Origin of the sequence: Halopseudomonas sabulinigri, assembly GCF_900105255.1 — a bacterium.
In the GTDB taxonomy this organism is placed as follows: Bacteria; Pseudomonadota; Gammaproteobacteria; order Pseudomonadales; family Pseudomonadaceae; genus Halopseudomonas; species Halopseudomonas sabulinigri.
Genome location: NZ_LT629763.1, coordinates 1836458 through 1852823, shown reverse-complemented (window position 1 = coordinate 1852823; position 16366 = coordinate 1836458). Strand labels below are relative to the sequence as shown.

Here is a 16366-nt window from a genome sequence, read left to right as displayed (position 1 = left end):
TCATGGTTCCTGTTATCGCCCTCGTGGGGCGGCCGAATGTCGGCAAATCCACGTTATTCAACCGCTTGACCAAAAGTCGCGATGCCATCGTGGCCGACGTATCGGGTCTGACCCGTGATCGCCAATACGGCGAAGCCTCATGGCAGGGCAAGCCTTATATTGTGGTGGATACCGGCGGTATCACCGGCGAAGAGGCAGGCCTGGATATGATCATGGCCGGGCAGTCTCTGCAGGCCATTGAAGAGGCTGATGCGGTGCTCTTTCTGGTCGATTCGCGCGCCGGTCGTACCGCTGGCGACGAGCTGATTGCCGAGCATCTGCGCAAGCGCAACAAGCACACCTACCTGATCGCCAACAAGATTGATGGCGCCGATCCGGATGCGATTCTGGGCGAGTTTTCCAAGCTTGGCCTGGGCGCGCCTATCGGTATCTCCGCTTCACACGGTCGCAACATCAATCCGATGCTGGATGCCGTGCTGAACGACGAAGCCTGGGACCAGGTCGCCACCGATGAAGACGGCGTGCCGCTGGTGGTTGAGGCCATCGGCACCAAGATCGCGGTGATCGGCCGCCCCAACGTGGGCAAGTCAACGCTGGTCAACCGTATGCTCGGTGAAGACCGCGTGGTGGTATTCGACCAGGCCGGCACGACCCGCGACAGCATTTATATTCCCTATGAGCGCCACGACAAGCCGTATACTCTGATTGATACCGCCGGTGTGCGGCGCCGCGGCAAGGTATTCGAGGCGATCGAGAAGTTCTCGGTGATCAAGACCCTGCAGGCCATACAGGACGCCAACGTGGTGATCTTTGTGGTCGACGCACGCGAAGGTATCGTCGAGCAGGATTTGCATCTGCTGGGCTTTGTGCTGGAGGCCGGTCGGGCTCTGGTCATTGCGGTGAACAAATGGGACGGCATGGAGAATGAGGAGAAGGAGTTCGTCAAGACCGAGCTGCAACGCCGGTTGATCTTCGCCCAGTTTGCCGATCTGCACTTCATTTCCGCGCTGCACGGCAGTGGTGTGGGCTTGCTGTACAAGTCGGTAGACAAGGCGTTTGAAAGCGCCATGACCAAGATCCCGACGCGGCGCATGACCGAGATTCTGGAAGACGCGGTCACCGAGCACCAGCCGCCCATGGTCAACGGTCGCCGAATCAAGCTGCGTTATGCGCACCTTGGTGGCTCCAATCCGCCGATCATCATCGTGCATGGTAATCAGGTGGATTCGGTGCCGCGCTCCTATACCCGCTACCTGGAAAACACCTATCGCAAGGTGCTCAAGTTGGCCGGTACGCCTATTCGAGTGGAATACAAGGGTGGTGACAACCCCTACTCGGAGGTGAAGAACAAGTTGACCGAGCGTCAGGTCAACAAGAAGCGCCGCCTGATGAGTCACAACAAGAAGTCTAAGAAGAAGAGCAAGGATCGGCGTTAACCCGAACCAGAGGCACAAAAAAGCCAGCATCCGAGCTGGCTTTTTTGTGCCTGTGCAGCGCTCTCTTTACTCAGTCGCCCAAAGCCGGGTAATCGGTGTAGCCGACTTCGGCGCCGCCATACAGGGTGCTGGGGTTAATCTGGTTCCACTGCGCTCCTTGGCGAATGCGCTCAACCAGGTCCGGGTTGGCGATAAAGGGGCGGCCGAAGGCGGCGAATTGGGCTAACCCTGACTGGATTGCCTGCTCGGCGCTCTCGGCGTCCAGGCCGCCAGCGAGAATGAAGTCGCCTTGGTACACCTCGCGCAACGCCTGCAGCAGTTCATCAAAGCCCTCATAGCTGCCGCCGGCCCAGTCTGGCTTGTTGATATGCACATAGGCGAGCTTGCGGCTATTCAGCTCGTTCAGCAGGTAGCTGAAGGTTTCCAGCGGATTGGCGTCGTGCACGTCGTTGAAGGTACCCAGTGGCGAGAAACGTACGCCAACGCGGCCAGCGTCACCCATCGCGGCGATGGTTGCATCCACCACTTCGAGTACCAGTCGCGCGCGATTTTCCAGGCTGCCGCCATAGGCGTCGCTGCGCTGATTGCTGTCTGAGCAGAGAAACTGATCCAGCAGGTAGCCATTGGCCGAGTGGACCTCAACACCATCAAACCCGGCCTTGATTGCATTGCGGGTGGCCTGGGCATAAGCCTGCACCAGGTCGGCAATCTCCTCGGTCTCTAGCGCTTTTGGCATCGAGGCAGCGGCCTTGTGGTGGCTGCCGTCTGGCTCCTGCACATACACATCGGCCTTGGCCTGCAGCGCGGAGGGTGCCTGTGGTGCCTTGCCTTCGGGTTGCACCAGCGTGTGCGATATCCGGCCAACGTGCCAGAGCTGGGCGAATATGCGACCGCCGGCGCCGTGCACTGCATCGGTGACCTGCTGCCAGCCGGCAATCTGCTGTGCACTATGAATGCCGGGTGTCCACGCGTACCCCTGACCTTCAGGGGTGATTTGAGTGCCCTCGCTGATGATCAGGCCGGCACCGGCACGCTGGCGGTAGTACTCGGCGTTGAGCGCATAAGGCACATTGCCCGGCTGCTGGCTGCGCTGACGAGTCAGCGGCGCCATTACTGTGCGGTTGGGAACATCAAGACTGCCAATGCGGGCAGGTTGCAGTAATAAGGGGGTAGTCATGGTGGCGGCAACTCCTGGTCGTGGCATCGTTGTGATACCTGAGTGCAGCCCATTATGGGGGTGGCATTCCTTTTAACAAGTACGTACGATTTTGGCAGTCACTTACCATTGGGTAAGTTTAGAAGGCAAGGGCAAGCGTATGGCGATCAATGAACAGCAGGCCGCATTGGCCGAAAGTAAGCGGCTGGTGCAAGGCGATAAGGTGTACAGCACACCCATCGAGGTCACGCTGGAGGTGATTGGTGGCAAGTGGAAGTCGGTTATTGCTTATCACATCATTCAGGGGCCGCAGCGCTTCTCTGAGCTGAGGCGACTGATTCCGGGTATCACTGAAAAAATGCTGACGCAGCAACTGCGCGAGCTTGAGCGCAACGGGGTAGTGACGCGCACGGTGTTTGCCGAGGTGCCACCGCGTGTGGAGTACCGCATTACCGAGCACGGCGCGAGCCTGCAGCCGGTGCTTGAGGCCATGTGTTTGTGGGGCAGGGGGCATTGGCAGCAGTTGGCTGCCAAGCCCTAGCCGTAAAGATTAAGCCGCTTTCGAGTCAGCCTGGCGCAGCGCGCGGTTCAGTGCGCTGAACAGGGCGCGGAAGCTAGCTGTAGTCAGGTTCTCGTCAATGCCGATGCCGTGCAGCGGGCGGCCGTTATCCAGGCGAATCTCGATATAGGCCGCTGCCTTGGCATTGCTGCCGGATCCGATCGCATGCTCGTGGTAGTCCATGATTTCTACCGCGACCGGCAGACCGGCGACCAGTGCTTCCAGCGGCCCCTTGCCGAGGCCACGCCAGTGCAGCGTCTCACCCTGGTCAAGCACCTCAACGTCGACGGCGCTGGTACCGTTCTCTTCCTGCAGGCGATGGCGAATCAGCGCGTAAGGGCTGGTGGCTTGCACGTACTCGCGCTCCAGCAGGTCGTGGATCTGCGCTGCGGTCAGTTCCAGACCCAGGCGGTCGGTTTCGCCCTGCACTACCTGGCTGAACTCGATCTGCATGCGGCGCGGCAGGCTGATGCCGTACTCCTGCTCCAGCAGGTAGGCGATGCCGCCCTTGCCGGACTGGCTGTTGACGCGAATCACGGCCTCGTAACTGCGCCCGATGTCAGCCGGGTCAATCGGCAGGTAGGGTACTTCCCATATGCCGTCGGCCTGCTGCACCGCAAAGCCTTTGCGAATGGCATCCTGGTGCGAGCCAGAAAACGCGGTGTGCACCAGATCGCCCACATACGGGTGGCGCGGATGCACAGGCAGCTGGTTGCACTCTTCAACGACCTTGCGTACCGAGTCGATATCGGAGAAGTCGAGGCCGGGATGGATGCCCTGGGTGTAGAGGTTCAGCGCCAGGTTCACCAGATCAACGTTGCCAGTGCGCTCGCCGTTGCCGAACAGGCAGCCCTCAACGCGGTCAGCACCGGCCAGCAGACCCAGTTCGGTGGCGGCCACGCCGGTGCCACGGTCGTTATGGGTATGCAGACTAACCAGTACGCTGTCGCGGCGGCTGATGTGGCGGCAGAACCACTCGATCTGATCGGCGTAGATGTTGGGCGTCGACACCTCGACCGTAGCGGGCAGGTTGAGAATTACCTTGTTGTCGGGCGTCGGTTGCCAGACATCGAGCACGGCGTCGCAGACTTCAATCGCAAAGGGCAACTCGGTGGAGGTGAAGATCTCCGGCGAGTACTGGAATGTCCATTGCGTGTCGGGCTGCTTGGCGGCCAGTTCCTTGATCAGCTTGGCAGCGTTCACGGCAATGTCGGTGACACCCTGCTTGTCCTGTTTAAAGACGATGCGGCGAAAGCTCGGGGCCGTGGCGTTGTAGACGTGTACGATCGCTTTCTTGGCGCCGCGCACCGATTCAAAGGTGCGCTCGATGAGGTCGGCGCGCGCCTGGGTGAGCACCTGAATGGTCACGTCATCAGGAATGTGGCCATCGTCGATCAGGCTGCGGACGAAGTCGAAATCGGTTTGCGAGGCAGACGGGAAGGCCACTTCTATCTGTTTGAGACCGATGGCGACCAGCGTTTTGAAGAAGCGCAGTTTACGCACCGGGTCCATGGGTTCGATCAGCGACTGGTTGCCGTCACGCAGATCCGAGCTGCACCACAGCGGTACCTCGGTGATGGTTCTGGACGGCCACTGGCGGTCGGGAATATCAATCGGCGCAAAAGCGCGATATTTACTGGAGGGGTCGCTGAGCATACTCATGATCGGGTTTCCTTGCTGCACGGGCCTCTCGTGAAGGCCGAACGTCTGAACGTGGGTGTTTGTTGCAGTAAAAGGTAATGAGTGTGCGCGTTGATTTCAACAGGGAATAAATATTTGGCAGAATTAATCAGTTGAACTGATTTTTGCGCATTTTATTTTGCTTTGCGCGGCTTTTCTGCGCTTGGTTTGCGCAAATTCGCGCAGTGGCTTTTATGGCTTGAACGCGCCAATGAAGATCGCCGGATCTACACGGTTGCCGTTAAGGCTGATATTCCAATGCAGGTGTGGCCCGGTGGCGCGACCAGTAGCGCCTACCTTGCCGATAAGACCGCCGCGCTCAACCTCATCGCCTAGACTGACGTCGATATGGGAGAGGTGGCAGAACATGCTGATCAGGCCCTGGCCGTGATCGATGAACACCGTATTGCCATTGAAGAAGTAGTTGCCGGTCAGAATCACCTTGCCGGCAGCGGGAGCCTTGATCGGGGTGCCTGTGGCTGCTGCAAAGTCCAGCCCGGAATGCGGGTTGCGCTCCTCGCCATTGAAGAAGCGCCGCAGGCCGAACGCGCTTGAGAGCGCTCCTGGCACCGGCCGGTCCAGCAGCAGGTTGCTGGGTTGGCGCGGGCTGAATTCCGCGTAGGCGGCGAGCTGGGCGTCCAGTTCGCGCTGGATGCGGGCCAGTTGGGCGGGCGCAGGATTGACCTGGCTCTTGTTGCGCAGGGTAATGTGCTGCTCTTCATAGCGCTTGCTGCGCACCTCAAACCCGATCTGGCCGCCATTGGCCAGTACCAGCTGTTGCTGGCCCGGTTTGGTTTTCAGATCGATGCCGACAATCGCAATCCAGCGCTCACCGTCTTCGCGAATCGTCAGCACCGGTTTGCCCTGGTAGCTGGCCCGTGGCGCCTCACTCTGCTCCGGCAGGCCGACCACTGCCACGCCGCCCGGCACCGGGTGATTGAGCAGCCGCGTAATAAAACCTTCAGCCTGGACAGGCAGGCTGCAGAGGATGAGCAGCAGGGTAAACGTCAATTTGCGCAGCATGATCAGTCCAGCAGTGACAGGGTGTAAGGGGCGTCGTTCTCGACGCGCACATTCAGCTCGCCGTCGTGCAGGCGGGCCTTCAAGCGTTGGCCGGGTTGAGTTGTGGCTGCGCTGCGTACCGGCGTGCCCTGGTCATCGAGCAGGATGCTGTAGCCGCGGCCCAGGGTTGCCAGCGGGCTGACCAGATGCAGCGTCTGCGCCGCTTGCTCAAGTTGTTTGCGCTGTTGCTTGAGCTGCTGCTGCATAGCGCGTGGCAGACGCAGGTCGAGCTGCTGCAGCTGTTCGCGTAGCTGGCCGAGGCGACGGCCGGGGTGTTGGGTCTGTAGCCGCGTACGCAGGTGCCCCAGGCGCTGCTGCTGTTGCGTCAGTTGCTGGGCCAGCGCACGCTGCAGGCGCAGTTCCAGCTCATCGAGCCGCTGCGCCTGCTGACTCAGGCGCTCGCCTGGATGGCGCAGACGCTGGCGCAGGCTATCCAGTTGCAGCCGTGCGCGGGCCAGGCGCTCGCGCAGGCGTTGTACCAGGCGGCGCTCCAGTTGCTCTACCTGGCGTAACAGGGCCTGGGTGTCCGGGCTGAGTAGCTCAGCGGCAGCCGACGGGGTAGGCGCCCGCACATCGGCGACGAAATCGCAGATGGAGACGTCGGTTTCATGTCCCACGGCGCTGATAATGGGGGTTTGGCAGCCGGCTACGGCACGCGCCACTATTTCTTCGTTGAACGGCCAGAGGTCCTCCAGCGAGCCGCCGCCGCGGCTGATGATCAGCGCATCAAAGCCGCCCCGGTCGGCCAACTCAAGCGCGCGCACCAGTTGCGGTGCCGCCTCTCGACCCTGTACGGCGGAAGGCACTATCACCAGCTCGATGAAAGGCGCGCGGCGCTGGAACACACTGATGATGTCGCGCACCGCGGCGCCACTGGCGGAGGTGATCACGCCGATGCGCGTTGGGTGTGCGGGCAGCGGACGCTTCAGTGTCTGCTCGAACAACCCCTCGGCCATCAGCTTGGCTTTCAGGGCATCAAAGGCCTGGCGCAGCGCGCCATCTCCGGCCGGCTCAATGCTATCGACGATCAACTGATAGTCGCCGCGGCCCTCATAGAGGCTTACGCGCCCGCGGGCACGCACCTGCAGGCCGTCTTTCAAGGCCAGCTTCAGGCGAGCGGCATGTTGGCGGAAGCAGGCACAGCGGATCTGCGCGCGGTCGTCCTTCAGAGAAAAGTACAGGTGGCCAGAGGAGGGGCGGGCCAGATTGGATAGCTCGCCTTCTACCCAGATGCGCGGGAATACATCCTCCAGCAATTGCCGTGCGCGGGCATTGAGCTGGCTGACACTGAGTACGTCGCGCTCGGCGCCGAGCTGTTTGAATAGGGCGTCATCGTTCATGCGGGCATTCTAGTGCATTCGTTGCGGCTGAGGGGGAGGCGCAAAGTAAATTCGTTTTGACGCATCATTGTAATTGAGTGCAAGGCGCTCGATAGGTATAATGGCGCGCTTCCATTTTCCCGCTCGGGAGCCCTGCTATGCTGCGTATTAGCCAAGAAGCCCTTACCTTTGACGATGTTCTGCTGGTGCCCGGATATTCCGAGGTGCTGCCGAAAGACGTCAGCCTCAAGACCCGGCTTACCCGGCGTATTGAATTGAATATCCCTCTGCTGTCCGCCGCCATGGACACCGTCACCGAAGCCCGTCTGGCAATCGCCATGGCGCAGGAAGGTGGCATGGGGATCATTCACAAGAACATGACCATCGAGCAGCAGGCTCTCGAAGTACGCAAGGTCAAGAAGTTCGAATCCGGTGTGGTCAAGGATCCGATCACCATAGACGCCAGCGCCACCGTCGGCGACCTGGTCGAACTGACGCGTCAGAACAATATCTCCGGTGTGCCTGTGCTCTCCGGCGGTGATCTGGTCGGTATCGTTACCGCCCGCGACATTCGCTTTGAAACGCGCATGAATGCGCTGATCAGCGATGTCATGACCCCCAAGGACAAGCTGGTTACCGTCAAGGAGGGCGTCAGCGCCGCGGAAGTACGCGAGCTGTTGCATCGCCACCGCATCGAGAAAGTGCTGATTGTGGATGATGCCTTCCGCCTCACGGGCATGATGACCGTCAAGGACATCGAAAAGGCCAAGGCCTATCCCTATGCTGCCAAGGATGACCAGGGTCGTCTGTTGGTGGGTGCTGCGGTGGGTACCGGCCCGGAAACGCCGGCGCGGGTTGAGGCGCTGGCTGCCGCTGGCGTTGACGTGATCATCGTCGACACCGCCCACGGCCACTCCAAGGGCGTGCTGGATCGCGTCACCTGGGTCAAACAGAACTTCCCCGACATTCAGGTTGTGGGCGGCAATATCGCCACAGCCGCGGCGGCGACTGCGCTGGTCGAGGCGGGCGCCGATGCCGTGAAGGTAGGCATTGGTCCCGGCTCTATCTGCACCACGCGGATCGTCGCTGGCGTGGGTGTGCCGCAGATTTCCGCGATTGCCGATGTGGCTGCGGCGCTGAAAGATACCGGCGTACCGCTGATCGCCGACGGTGGTATCCGCTTCTCCGGTGATCTGTCCAAGGCGATTGCCGCTGGCGCCTCTGTAGTGATGATGGGCTCCATGTTTGCCGGTACCGAAGAAGCGCCGGGCGAAGTTGAGCTGTTCCAGGGGCGCTCTTACAAGGCTTATCGTGGCATGGGCTCGATGGGTGCCATGGCGCAGAGCCAGGGTTCTTCGGATCGCTATTTCCAGGATTCCAGCGCCGGTGCCGAGAAGCTGGTGCCTGAGGGCATTGAAGGGCGCGTACCTTACAAGGGCTCGCTGTCGGCCATCATCCATCAGTTGATGGGCGGTCTGCGTGCCTCCATGGGTTACACCGGTGCCAGCAACGTTGAAGAGATGCGCACCAAGCCTGAGTTTGTGCGTATTACCGGCGCAGGCATGAGTGAGTCGCACGTGCATGATGTGCAGATCACCAAGGAAGCACCGAACTACCGTATTGGCTGAGTTATTTCCGCTGAACGGGTGAAGCTGAAGGTGGGGTAGTGGGGCAGGGTATCGTAGATACCAGGCCGGCTATCTCACCTTCAGCTTTGCAGTTTCAGCCCTATGTCATTTTCCTGAGGAAAGCCCATGTCTCTGCACGACATTCACGCGCACCGCATTCTGATTCTTGATTTCGGTTCACAGTACACTCAACTGATCGCCCGCCGCGTGCGCGAGATCGGCGTGTATTGCGAAATCCGCGCCTGGGATATGACCGAGGCAGAAATCCGCGAGTTTGCGCCCAAGGGCATCATCCTGGCTGGTGGCCCGGAATCCGTTCCACAAGCCGGCTCGCCCCGCGCACCGCAGGTGGTGTTTGAGCTGGGTTTGCCGGTACTGGGCATCTGCTACGGCATGCAGACCATGGCGGATCAGCTGGGCGGCAAGGTGCAGGGTTCCGAGAAGCATGAGTTTGGCTACGCCCGCGTTGACCTGGTGTCACAGGGTGAATTCCTCAAGGGCATTGAAGATGCGGTCAGCGACACCGGCGTATTCGGTCTTGATGTGTGGATGAGCCATGGCGACAAGGTCATCAGCCTGCCCGATGGCTTCCATATTCTGGCCAGCACGCCTAGCTGCCCGATCGCTGCCATGGGCGACGAAAGCCGCCACTTCTACGGCGTGCAATTCCACCCGGAAGTTACTCATACCAAGCAGGGCCTGCGCATCCTGTCGCGCTTTATCCTTGAGCTCTGCGGCTGTGAAGCGCTGTGGACGCCGTCTAACATCGTGGAAGATGCCATTGCCACCGTGCGCGAGCAGGTGGGGGACGCCAAGGTGTTGCTGGGGCTGTCCGGCGGGGTTGACTCCTCCGTGGTGGCGGCACTGTTGCACGAGGCTATCGGCGATCAACTGACCTGCGTGTTCGTCGACAACGGCCTGTTGCGCCTGCACGAAGGCGAGCAGGTGATGGCCATGTTCGCCGAGAACATGGGCGTGAAAGTAGTGCGCGCCGATGCTGAAGACAAGTTTCTGTCGCGCCTGTTGGGCGTGACTGACCCGGAAGAGAAGCGCAAGATTATTGGCCGCACCTTTATCGAAGTTTTCGATGAAGAAGCCACCAAGCTGCAGGGCATCAAGTTTCTGGCGCAGGGCACCATTTACCCCGATGTGATCGAATCCGCTGGCGCCAAGACCGGCAAGGCGCATGTGATCAAATCGCACCACAACGTGGGTGGCCTGCCGGACGACATGCAGTTCGAGCTGGTTGAGCCGCTGCGTGAACTGTTCAAGGATGAAGTGCGCAAGATCGGACTGGAGTTGGGCCTGCCCTACGACATGGTCTACCGTCATCCCTTCCCGGGCCCTGGTCTGGGTGTGCGTATTCTCGCCGAAGTGCGCAAGGAGTACGCCGAGATCCTGCGCCGCGCCGACCATATCTTTATCGAAGAGCTGCGCCGTGCCGACCTGTACCAGAAGACCAGCCAGGCCTTCGCCGTCTTCCTGCCGGTCAAATCGGTGGGTGTGGTGGGTGATGGTCGTCGCTACGAGTGGGTCATCGCACTGCGCGCGGTAGAAACCATCGACTTCATGACCGCGCGCTGGGCACATCTGCCCTATGAGTTTCTGGAGCTGGTTTCCAACCGCATCATCAATGAAATCAGCGGTGTGTCGCGGGTGACCTACGACATTTCCAGCAAGCCGCCGGCGACCATTGAGTGGGAGTGATCCTCACGTTCGTCTAGTTCGGCAAAACGGCCCGCATTGTGCGGGCCGTTTTGGTTTTGGCGGCTAGTTATTACTCTGCGGCGCGACATCAAGCGCCCACTCGGGTTTGAACTGGTAAAGCCAGGTTTCGGTCAGCGGCTTGCCGTCCAGCTCCATGTACATGCGTAGATCGGCGACCTGATCGGGCGCGAGTTCCAGATCAAAGCTGGCGCGCCAGACGTTGCCGTTGGGCACCGGGCGGGCAAAGGTGCGGCTGATTTCACCGACGCTGGTGCTCACCTTTACCTCGGGAAAGACGCCGTAGGGTATCTGCCGCAAGACCTCGGGCCGATCAAACTCCACGGTGAAGTTGTAGACGTTGTCCGGGCGCTCATGGCCGGGCTGGCCGCCGCGGCCGATGCGGGTGGCGATGGCCTGAGCAATGGTGGTGGCCGGAACAGGGCTCAGGTTCTGCCAGTGCAGGCGGTAATGCAGGTCATAGCTGCTGCCTTTGCTGGCTTTGCCTTCGGGTACCCAGAAGGCGCCAATATTGTCGTGGATCTCGTCGTCGGTAGGGATCTCCAGCAGCTGCACACTACCTTTGCCCAGCGGCTTTAGCGGTTCGACCCAGACACTGGGGCGGCGGTCATAGAAAACGCCGTCCTGATAGTGATCGAAATTGCGGTCGCGCTGCAGCAGACCAAAGCCCTTGGGGTTTTCATCGCCAAAAGCCGAGACGCGCGTGGCCTCAGGGTTGTTCAACGGGCGCCAGATGCGTTCGCCCGAGCCGGTCCAGAGTGCAAGTCCGTCAGAATCGTGCACCTCGGGCCGCCAGTCCTTGAGGCGCTCGGCACCGTATTCGCCAAACCAGAACATGGAGGTCAGGGGCATCAGTCCCAGGCGCTCGACGTCCTCGCGCAGGAACACGCGCGCTTCAACCTCCATGCTAACGGGCGCGGTGCGGTCCAGGCCGCGGGTCATGCGGAAGCGGTAGGCGCCAGTGACGCTGGGGCCATCGAGCAAGGCGTATACAGTGACGGGGGTCTCTGGCGAAGCGCCGCTGGTCTGCTCGATATAAAACTCGGTGAAGTCGGGAAACTCCTCGGGCTTGTCGGCGACCGCGGCGTCAATCGCGATGCCGCGTGCGGACTGGCCATACTGGCCATCGGCGCCAATCGAGCGAAAGTAGGAGGCGCCCTGAAAGGCCACCCAATCCTGCCGCGCCCAGTCTTCTGCCGTGTGCCATTCCTGCAGGCGAAAACCGGCGAAGCCGGCGTCGGCTGGCAGCTTGCGCGCCGGGTTGTCCGCTGGCATATCAAAGAAATCGGCTGAATAGGGAATCTCGACGGCTGCGCCCTGATCAACCATAAACAGGTGTACGCCCTTGGGCGCGTATTTGCCCAGTGGGAAGAACACCAGCGGGTAGCCGGCGCTGTCGCTGGTGCCGGGCTGTCCGGAGAAGGGCGCGCGCTGAGTATCAAACACCAGTTCGCCGTGCCGCGCGTAGTCGATCTGCTGGACGACCTCGGGTGCAGGCAGCGCGGGGGGCTGGTAAGCCGTGCCGGCCATGCTGCGCGCGCGCTCCACCAGAGCATCGTAACTGAACGACTGTGGCTCGGTTGCGGCGAGTGCGAAGGCTGGCAGTAGCATGGCGCCGGCGAGGGCGGCGGCGCGGCTCAAACGGTGTCGTCGATTCATGGTGTGCAGCTCATATTCCATCGGGCGTTGGTGGCGTTGGTCATCACGTCCTGAATGGGGCGGATGCTTGCATCAGTCCGGCGTGACCGGGCGCTCTGGTGTACCTCAAGTGCTCACAGCTAAGCCTTTAGTGCGCGCTTAACGCGTTTGGTTTCCATGTTGATGCTCAGGCAACGAGCGGCTGCGTCTTTCCATGCAGGTGCATAACCCTGCTGTTGGCTGCATTGGGTGGGCGCAGAGTAAGGAGAAGTATGCGTACTGGTGATAATTGTTATCATTAGCAAGAGATTTATCATTATAATGCGACGCTCAACACGTGGCCGCACTCCCACAATAACGCCAGCAGGCGAATGGCCAACCTCATCTCATCATCTAAGGACCCTTGGTATGACTGACACTAAAGCGCCGGCTAGTTCGCCGCGAGCCCCTTGGCAACACTCCGCAGCCGCCCTGCTGTGCTGCGCTCCCTTGATGGCGTTGCCGCTCGGCGCCAGCGCGCAGGCGGCCGACGAGAACAGTGAGGCGGAGGTGTACCGTCTGGCGCCGGTTATCGTCAATGCGCAGGTCGCTGCTGACGACGACGCCAACTCGGTCGTGGCCCAAGAGCTGTGGGTCGGCGGTAAGGTGGCGACCAGCATTCTCGATACACCGGCTTCGGTCTCCGTCATTACTGAAAAAGAGATGGAGCAACGGAGCGTAAACACGACCGAAGAGGCGCTGCAATATACGCCCGGTATCATCACCGACTACTACGGAACCGATGACCGCAACGACTATTTCAAGATTCGCGGTTTCCAGGCCACGACCTATCGCGATGGCCTGACGCTGGGTTCGATGCGCGGTGTGCGCGAAGAGCCCTTTGCCTACGAGCGCATTGAAGTACTGCGTGGCGCCAACTCCACGCTGTTTGGCCCGGCCGACCCGGGTGGTTCGGTGAATTTCGTCAGCAAGCGGCCGCGCTTCGAGCGTTTTGGCCAGGGCTATCTCACCTACGGATCCTTTGATCACAAGGAAGCGGGCGTGGACGTGGGAGACGCTCTGAACGAGAGCGAAACCTTGGCCTATCGCTTTACCGGCAAGGTCCAGGACAGCGAGCGTGAGTACGACTACTCGCGTGACGATAACGAATTCGTGATGGGCGGCCTGACCTGGGAGCCAACCGCCTTTACCTCCGCCACGGTGATTCTGGATTATCTGAGTCAGGACAGTACGCCCAACAGTGGTGGCTATCCGCTGGGCCAGGAATATGATCGCAGCGACTTTTTCGGCGAGCCGGACTTCAACTATCACGATGTTGAGCGCACCAGCATGACCGGTAACCTCACCCACGATTTCGACAATGGCTTTGTGCTGCGCAGTAACCTGCGTTACAGCGAGCTGACGGATGATTTTGGCTACATCTATCTGGCTGACAACGCGGCCACGCCAGAGACTGATCGCGCCTACTTCGGTACTGATAGCGAAGCCGAGGAGCTGATCGGCAACCTGATGCTGCAGTACGATGCGCGCTTTGAATACATTGATAGCAGCACTTTATTGGGGGTTGAGTACCGCGATGCCTCAACCGAAGACAGCTCCTTCTATGGCGCTGCCGATCCAATTGACCTTGCCAACCCGGTCTACAGCGGTGCTCCCGCCACGCTGAACGTATACAGTGGCAACAAGCAGGACTACACCACCAAGTCGATATTCCTGCAGCAAAACCTGTCGTTCAGCCACTTCATCGTCACCGCTGGCGTGCGCAACGATTCAATGGATCTGGCCAGCACCGACATCGCCGGGGTCAAGGCGTCGGACGACTTCTCGGAGACCTCTTTCCGTGGCTCGCTGACCTATATGATCAACGATGAGATCTCCACCTATGTCAGTATGGTTGAATCGGTTAAGCCGCCCTCCATTGGCGTGACGCCTGAGCGTGGCAAGCAGTATGAGGTTGGTCTGAAGTACGCACCATCCGGCATGAATGCGATTTACTCGGCAGCGGTCTACGAACTGACACAGGATGATGTCACCATCGCGGTGGTGCAGGATAACGGCACCATCGAGCGCGAAACTGTCGGTGAAACACAGGTAAGGGGGCTCGATCTTGAAGCCAAGGCAGAGCTGACCGATCGCCTTAGCCTGGTTGGCGGTTACTCCTATATGGAATCAGAGGTCATTCGCGGCACGCTGCGCAACGGCACTTCGCTTGAGGGCAATGCGTTCACCGTGGCACCGGAAAACTCGGCCTCTCTGTGGGGCTATTACACTCTGCCGGGTGAGCACTTGAGCTTCGGGCTGGGCGCGCGTTACACCGATGCCTATTATTTTGACGCCGCCAATACCGCCGAAAGCGACGCAACTACGCTGTTTGACGCGGCTGTAAACTACCAGATCGTCCAGGGTGTTGACCTTGCCCTCAACGTCAGCAACCTGCTGGATGAGCAGCACGTGGTCGGCTCCGGTACCGCGGATTACTACAATCCGGGCCGTGAGATGACAGCGAAGCTCAGTTACAGCTGGTAAGCCGATTGGTGTTGACGCAAAGGCCGCGCGGGAAACCGTGCGGCCTTTTCTATGGTTGTTACGACAGCCGCTGAGCGGCACTACGACGGTCTTTACCCGGCGGCAAGCCAAACAGCCGCGCGTACTCGCGGCTGAATTGCGAAATGCTCTCGTAACCGACCTCGAACGCCGCTCGGCTCGCCGTCAAGCCGCCGGCGTGCAGCAGGCGTCGCGCCTCGATCAGGCGCAGCTGTTTCTGGAACTGCAACGGCGACAGTGTGGTTGCGGTGCGAAAATGCTGATGAAAAGCCGAGCGGCTCATACCGGCAGCAGCGGCGAGTCGGGTTACCGACAATGTCTGGGTGTAGTCCGATCTGATCAGCGTAACGGCGCGCGCGATGCGTCGTACATGGCTATCCGGCAAGCCGAGCTGTCGCACGCTGTCGCCGTGTGGCCCCATCAGCAACCAGTGGTGTATCTCGCGCAGCAGGGCGCCTTTCAGTGCAGCAAAGGTTTGCGGGCGATGCAGTGCTTGCACCAACCGGCGCACTGCATCCTTCAGCTCATGCTCGGCTTGCGAGCGCTCTGCCTGCGTAGCGGGTGTCGCCTGGTTGAGCAGTGTCAGTTCGCTCATCAGGGGTACATCCAGATCCAGCGCTACAGCCAGGTAGGGCGTTGCAGTACTGGCGCTCACAATGCGGCTGAGGGTTGGCAGATTGCTGCTCACCAGCATGCTATCGCCAGCGCCAAAGCGGTGTTGGGTTGTGCCAATGCTCACCTGTTTACAGCCCTGCAGCACCAGGCACAGCAATGGCCTGGCTAGTGCATGCTCCAGTTCGGTCGGTGCAGAGCTGCGCACCAGGGTAAGGCCAGGCAACGCGGTGTGAGTCAGCCCGTCGGCGTGGGCTTGGCTGCGGGTATGAAGCTCTACTGCCTGTAACAGGTCATTTGACATGCGGCATTGTGATCTCGCAGCGCGCGTAGAGTAAAGTCGATCTGGACAATCGGGCAAATATGCGAGACGTTATGGCAGCCTGGATTCTGCATTAAGGCCTAAAGTGGCATGGTGATCAACGTCCATCCGGAGATTATTATGCAAGATAAAACCAAGTCGAGTATGGCCGCAAAGGCAGCCACAGCTGCTTCGTCTGCCGCTCCCCATGCTGGGGTGCAGGTGCTCGGTGAACAGGGCAGCGAAGGGCGCAAGGCGTTCTACATTCATATTGAGGCGCTGCCGGGCAAAGAGCAGCAAGTCATGCAGATGCTGCGCGATATCCGTGATTGCGTGGAGCACGAACCGGCCACCGGGCCCTGGTTCGCCGTGCGATTGGCGCCTACCACCTTTGCTATTTTTGAAGCCTTCCCTGACCTGGCTGGACGCCAGGCGCATGTCGAGGGCGGCGGTGGGGACATCTTCCGCGATCTGACCCGCATGAATGCGATTCTGGCCTTTCCGGCGCAGGTGCATAGGGCGGATGTGCTGATGAGCAAGGACAGTTTCGCCCATTTGCCGCAGTAGCACGTACGTGACTACCGGTCAGCTGCTATCGCTGGAGGGCGATGACAAACCGCAGCAAACGCCGCCAAGGTAGCTATAATTGCGCAGGTGTCCAGCGTGCGACCGGTAGCGCTTCAAGGCGGGCCGGATAGCGCATCAG

At 60.3% G+C, this 16366-nt stretch carries 12 protein-coding genes; 6 read left to right on the top strand and 6 right to left on the bottom strand.

The window, feature by feature from the left end; genetic code table 11:
• Positions 1-2: 2 nt before the first annotated feature.
• The gene (gene der / locus BLU26_RS08285) at positions 3-1436 is read left to right on the top strand and encodes a ribosome biogenesis GTPase Der (RefSeq protein WP_092288416.1); all 1434 of its coding nucleotides are present in this window, start codon (positions 3-5) and stop codon (positions 1434-1436) included.
• A 70-nt stretch (positions 1437-1506) separates the two neighbouring features.
• Here der and BLU26_RS08280 read toward each other — a convergent pair whose 3' ends face one another.
• A complete protein-coding gene (locus BLU26_RS08280; RefSeq protein WP_092285619.1) occupies positions 1507-2613 on the bottom strand; it encodes an alkene reductase in 1107 nt (368 codons plus the stop codon).
• 139 nt (positions 2614-2752) lie between these two features.
• Between BLU26_RS08280 and BLU26_RS08275 the strand changes: the two genes are divergently transcribed.
• Positions 2753-3133 carry a winged helix-turn-helix transcriptional regulator gene (locus BLU26_RS08275; protein WP_092285617.1) on the top strand — a complete coding sequence of 127 codons (381 nt, stop codon included), beginning with the start codon at positions 2753-2755 and terminating at the stop codon, positions 3131-3133.
• A 9-nt stretch (positions 3134-3142) separates the two neighbouring features.
• Here BLU26_RS08275 and leuA read toward each other — a convergent pair whose 3' ends face one another.
• The 3 genes from leuA to xseA form a co-directional block, all read right to left on the bottom strand.
• Positions 3143-4813, bottom strand: a complete 1671-nt coding sequence (gene leuA, locus BLU26_RS08270; RefSeq protein ID WP_092285615.1) for a 2-isopropylmalate synthase — start codon at positions 4811-4813, stop codon at positions 3143-3145.
• Between the two features lie 210 nt (positions 4814-5023).
• Positions 5024-5854, bottom strand: a complete 831-nt coding sequence (locus tag BLU26_RS08265; RefSeq protein WP_092285613.1) for a M23 family metallopeptidase — start codon at positions 5852-5854, stop codon at positions 5024-5026.
• A gap of 2 nt (positions 5855-5856) precedes the next feature.
• Positions 5857-7233 (bottom strand): exodeoxyribonuclease VII large subunit, encoded by a 1377-nt coding sequence (gene xseA, locus BLU26_RS08260; protein WP_092285611.1) that lies wholly within the window; start codon positions 7231-7233, stop codon positions 5857-5859.
• A 137-nt stretch (positions 7234-7370) separates the two neighbouring features.
• Between xseA and guaB the strand changes: the two genes are divergently transcribed.
• A complete protein-coding gene (guaB, locus tag BLU26_RS08255; RefSeq protein WP_092285609.1) occupies positions 7371-8840 on the top strand; it encodes an IMP dehydrogenase in 1470 nt (489 codons plus the stop codon).
• Positions 8841-8966: 126 nt separating this feature from the next.
• The gene (guaA, locus tag BLU26_RS08250) at positions 8967-10547 is read left to right on the top strand and encodes a glutamine-hydrolyzing GMP synthase (RefSeq protein ID WP_092285607.1); all 1581 of its coding nucleotides are present in this window, start codon (positions 8967-8969) and stop codon (positions 10545-10547) included.
• A gap of 63 nt (positions 10548-10610) precedes the next feature.
• On the opposite strand, the gene BLU26_RS08245 is transcribed toward guaA, so the two are convergent.
• A complete protein-coding gene (locus tag BLU26_RS08245) occupies positions 10611-12176 on the bottom strand; it encodes a glucan biosynthesis protein (RefSeq protein ID WP_197674558.1) in 1566 nt (521 codons plus the stop codon).
• Positions 12177-12695: 519 nt separating this feature from the next.
• Here BLU26_RS08245 and BLU26_RS08240 point away from each other — a divergent pair.
• A complete protein-coding gene (locus BLU26_RS08240) occupies positions 12696-14729 on the top strand; it encodes a TonB-dependent siderophore receptor (RefSeq protein ID WP_231702056.1) in 2034 nt (677 codons plus the stop codon).
• A gap of 58 nt (positions 14730-14787) precedes the next feature.
• Here BLU26_RS08240 and BLU26_RS08235 read toward each other — a convergent pair whose 3' ends face one another.
• Positions 14788-15663, bottom strand: a complete 876-nt coding sequence (locus BLU26_RS08235) for an AraC family transcriptional regulator (protein WP_092285603.1) — start codon at positions 15661-15663, stop codon at positions 14788-14790.
• 138 nt (positions 15664-15801) lie between these two features.
• Here BLU26_RS08235 and BLU26_RS08230 point away from each other — a divergent pair, with 138 nt between their 5' ends.
• Positions 15802-16227, top strand: a complete 426-nt coding sequence (locus tag BLU26_RS08230) for a putative quinol monooxygenase (protein ID WP_197674544.1) — start codon at positions 15802-15804, stop codon at positions 16225-16227.
• Positions 16228-16366 lie beyond the last annotated feature (139 nt).

Excerpts from the sequence above, each read along its gene's own strand:
- leuA (WP_092285615.1), bottom strand. The coding sequence starts at position 4,813 with ATGAGTATGCTCAGCGACCCCTCCAGTAAATATCGCGCTTTTGCGCCG.
- BLU26_RS08240 (WP_231702056.1), top strand. The coding sequence starts at position 12,696 with ATGGCGTTGCCGCTCGGCGCCAGCGCGCAGGCGGCCGACGAGAACAGT.
- BLU26_RS08275 (WP_092285617.1), top strand. The coding sequence starts at position 2,753 with ATGGCGATCAATGAACAGCAGGCCGCATTGGCCGAAAGTAAGCGGCTG.
- der (WP_092288416.1), top strand. The coding sequence starts at position 3 with ATGGTTCCTGTTATCGCCCTCGTGGGGCGGCCGAATGTCGGCAAATCC.
- BLU26_RS08280 (WP_092285619.1), bottom strand. The coding sequence starts at position 2,613 with ATGACTACCCCCTTATTACTGCAACCTGCCCGCATTGGCAGTCTTGAT.
- BLU26_RS08235 (WP_092285603.1), bottom strand. The coding sequence starts at position 15,663 with ATGTCAAATGACCTGTTACAGGCAGTAGAGCTTCATACCCGCAGCCAA.
- guaB (WP_092285609.1), top strand. The coding sequence starts at position 7,371 with ATGCTGCGTATTAGCCAAGAAGCCCTTACCTTTGACGATGTTCTGCTG.
- xseA (WP_092285611.1), bottom strand. The coding sequence starts at position 7,233 with ATGAACGATGACGCCCTATTCAAACAGCTCGGCGCCGAGCGCGACGTA.
- guaA (WP_092285607.1), top strand. The coding sequence starts at position 8,967 with ATGTCTCTGCACGACATTCACGCGCACCGCATTCTGATTCTTGATTTC.
- BLU26_RS08230 (WP_197674544.1), top strand. The coding sequence starts at position 15,802 with ATGCAAGATAAAACCAAGTCGAGTATGGCCGCAAAGGCAGCCACAGCT.
- BLU26_RS08265 (WP_092285613.1), bottom strand. The coding sequence starts at position 5,854 with ATGCTGCGCAAATTGACGTTTACCCTGCTGCTCATCCTCTGCAGCCTG.
- BLU26_RS08245 (WP_197674558.1), bottom strand. The coding sequence starts at position 12,176 with ATGCTACTGCCAGCCTTCGCACTCGCCGCAACCGAGCCACAGTCGTTC.